The sequence below is a fragment of the Methylobacterium sp. WL103 genome, assembly GCF_008039885.1.
GTDB classification, from domain to species: domain Bacteria; phylum Pseudomonadota; class Alphaproteobacteria; order Rhizobiales; family Beijerinckiaceae; genus Methylobacterium; species Methylobacterium cerastii.
This window is the reverse complement of sequence record NZ_VRUX01000639.1, coordinates 1-2,305: the sequence shown is the minus strand read 5'-3', so window position 1 is coordinate 2,305 and position 2,305 is coordinate 1. Positions and strand designations below refer to the sequence as shown.

Annotated in this window: 2 protein-coding genes and 1 pseudogene; 2 read left to right on the top strand and 1 reads right to left on the bottom strand. The window is 70.7% G+C overall.

All coding sequences use genetic code 11. The features are described 5' to 3' along the window. Window positions 1–272 (top strand): annotated as a pseudogene (locus tag FV222_RS23545) (acyl transferase); the annotation flags it as partial. A gap of 340 nt (window positions 273–612) precedes the next feature. Here FV222_RS23545 and FV222_RS23540 read toward each other — a convergent pair. Then, the gene (locus tag FV222_RS23540) at window positions 613–969 is read right to left on the bottom strand and encodes a hypothetical protein (protein ID WP_147763295.1); all 357 of its coding nucleotides are present in this window, start codon (window positions 967–969) and stop codon (window positions 613–615) included. A gap of 292 nt (window positions 970–1,261) precedes the next feature. Here FV222_RS23540 and FV222_RS23535 point away from each other — a divergent pair, with 292 nt between their 5' ends. Further along, complete coding sequence (locus tag FV222_RS23535; RefSeq protein WP_147763296.1) at window positions 1,262–2,149, top strand: transglutaminase family protein; 888 nt, start codon at window positions 1,262–1,264, stop codon at window positions 2,147–2,149. Window positions 2,150–2,305 lie beyond the last annotated feature (156 nt).

The window sequence follows — 2,305 nt, the reverse complement described above, 5'->3', positions numbered from 1 at the left end:
GCCCCGGTTCGCGCCTCGTCGGCGGTCTCGACGGCACCGCGGTGTTCGACGCCGCCGCCGGGCTCGACAAGCTCGCGCGCCAGATCGCGCAGACGATCGACTGGGCGGCCTGCCTCGACAGCTGCCGGGAATACGGCGCCACCACCGTACTCGAACTCGGCCCCGGCCACGCGCTGGCGACCATGGCCGGCTCGGCGATCCCCGACGCGCGGGTGCGGGCGCTGGAGGATTTTCGCACCGCGGCGGGCGTGACGGAGTGGCTCGCCGGCTGAGGCGTCGTCAGCCGCGGCGTCGATCCGCCGGGCGCCAAGCTGTCGTATCCCCACGCTTCCGCGCATCCCCTCGCCCCGCGTGCGGGGAGAGGGCTTGGCCGAGCGAGGCGGCAGCCGAAGGTGAGGGGCGCCGACGGAGGAGCCTCGTCCTGCACCTCCCCCTCACCGTCGCTTCGGCTTCGCCTCCGCTTCCCGCAGGGACGACGAGGTCCCATCGGGCCTCTCCCCGCGTGCGGGGAGAGGGGGGCCAGCCTCACCCCTCGTGCGAGGAGAACAACGGACCCGCTCGGTCGCTTCGGCTAGGGAAGGGCGTCCCGTTCGATCGGGACGCCCAAAACCCTCACGAATCGAGGGCGTCGGCCTCGTCGATGTCCACGAGGAAGACGATGTCGGCTTCGTCCTCGTCCTCCTCGCCCTCTTCGGTGGTCGCGTCGTTGGCGGCGGCGGCGTGGCGCGGGTCGTCCTCGAAGTCGCCTTCGCCGTCGTCCTCGGCCAGCGCGTCCTCGAAGATCTCGATCTCGTCCTCGTTGGCGGCGCGGATCTTGAGCTCCGAGGTGCCGTTCCAGAGCGGCGCGCCGTCGCTCGTCATCTTCTGGATGTCTTCCTTGAAGCCGTCGCAGGTGAAGAGGTCGCGCGCTGTCTCCTCGTCGCCGTTGATGACCGCCACGGCTTTGCCCTCGATCTCGAGCGTGAACATCGCTGACTTCCCTCTGATTACCGTGTTGCGAAAGGCCCGCATCCGGGCCGTTCGCGCCTGCGCCGCAAGAAAGCTCTGGAACTTCCGCGCACCGCTCTCAATCCGGTCGCGGGGATGCTGTAGGGGGGAACGGTACACCCGCCAACCCCGAATTATCGCGCCGTCCGAGCCCTTCGCGGTCCGCCTCCTGCTCGGGTCCGGTCGCTCTGGCCCGGCGACGGCGCGCGTCAGACCATACGCCTTCCACCACAAGCCTTGGCCGGCCCCAGTTTCAGGAAAGAAGGAATCCCGGATGCGGATCAGGCTCGGCTGCGAGATGCGCTACGCCTTCCCCTATCCCGTGCCGATGGTGGTGATGCTCAACCTGCATCCCTCCTGCGCCGACGCCCTCGAGGCCCCGGATGCGATCGTCACCCAGCCCGCGGTGCCGGTCGAGACGTACCGCGACAGCTTCGGCAACCTCTGCGGCCGCCTGATCGCGCCGGCCGGCGCCTTCACCATCGGCACCGACGGGATCGTCGCCGACGACGGGCTGCCGGACCCGATGGCGCCGGACGCCGCGCAGCACCGCGTCGAGGACCTGCCGGCCGAGACCCTGCTGTTCCTGCTGCCGAGCCGCTACTGCGAATCCGACCTGCTCGCCGACGAGGCCTGGCGGCTGTTCGGCGACACCCCGCCGGGGTGGGAGCGGGTGCAGGCGGTGTGCGACTTCGTCAACGCCCACCTCGCCTTCGGCTACGAGTTCGCCCACCGCGACCGCACGGCGCTCGACGCCTACCAGGGCGGGCGCGGGGTCTGCCGCGACTTCACCCACCTCGCGGTGGCGTTCTGCCGGGCGCTGAACCTGCCGACCCGCTACTGCACCGGCTACATCAGCTTCATCGGCGAGCCCGAGCCGCACCCGGCCGGCGACTTCTGCGCCTGGATGGAGGTCTACCTCGGCGGGCGCTGGCACGTGTTCGACCCGCGCAACAACGCGCCGCGCATCGGCCGGGTCATGGTCGCCTACGGGCGCGACGCCGCCGACGTGCCGCTGACCCACACCTTCGGCCCGAACCCGCTGGTCGGCTTCCGGGTCTGGGCCGACGCCGTCGCGGTCATCGACCACCTCGACGCGGAGGCCGCCGAAGCCCCCGAGGAGCCGCTGCCGCCGCAGACGATGACGACGCGGATGGAGTGAGGGGGCTTAAGCCCCGCTGCCGCCGCGCGAGATCGCGCGCTTGACCACGGCCCTGTCTCTTATACACAACACCCACCCCACGAGACCGGAGCCTATATCGTATGCCGTCTTCTGCAAGAAAAAAAAAACGAGGGGGGGGGGGGGGGGGGGGGCGGG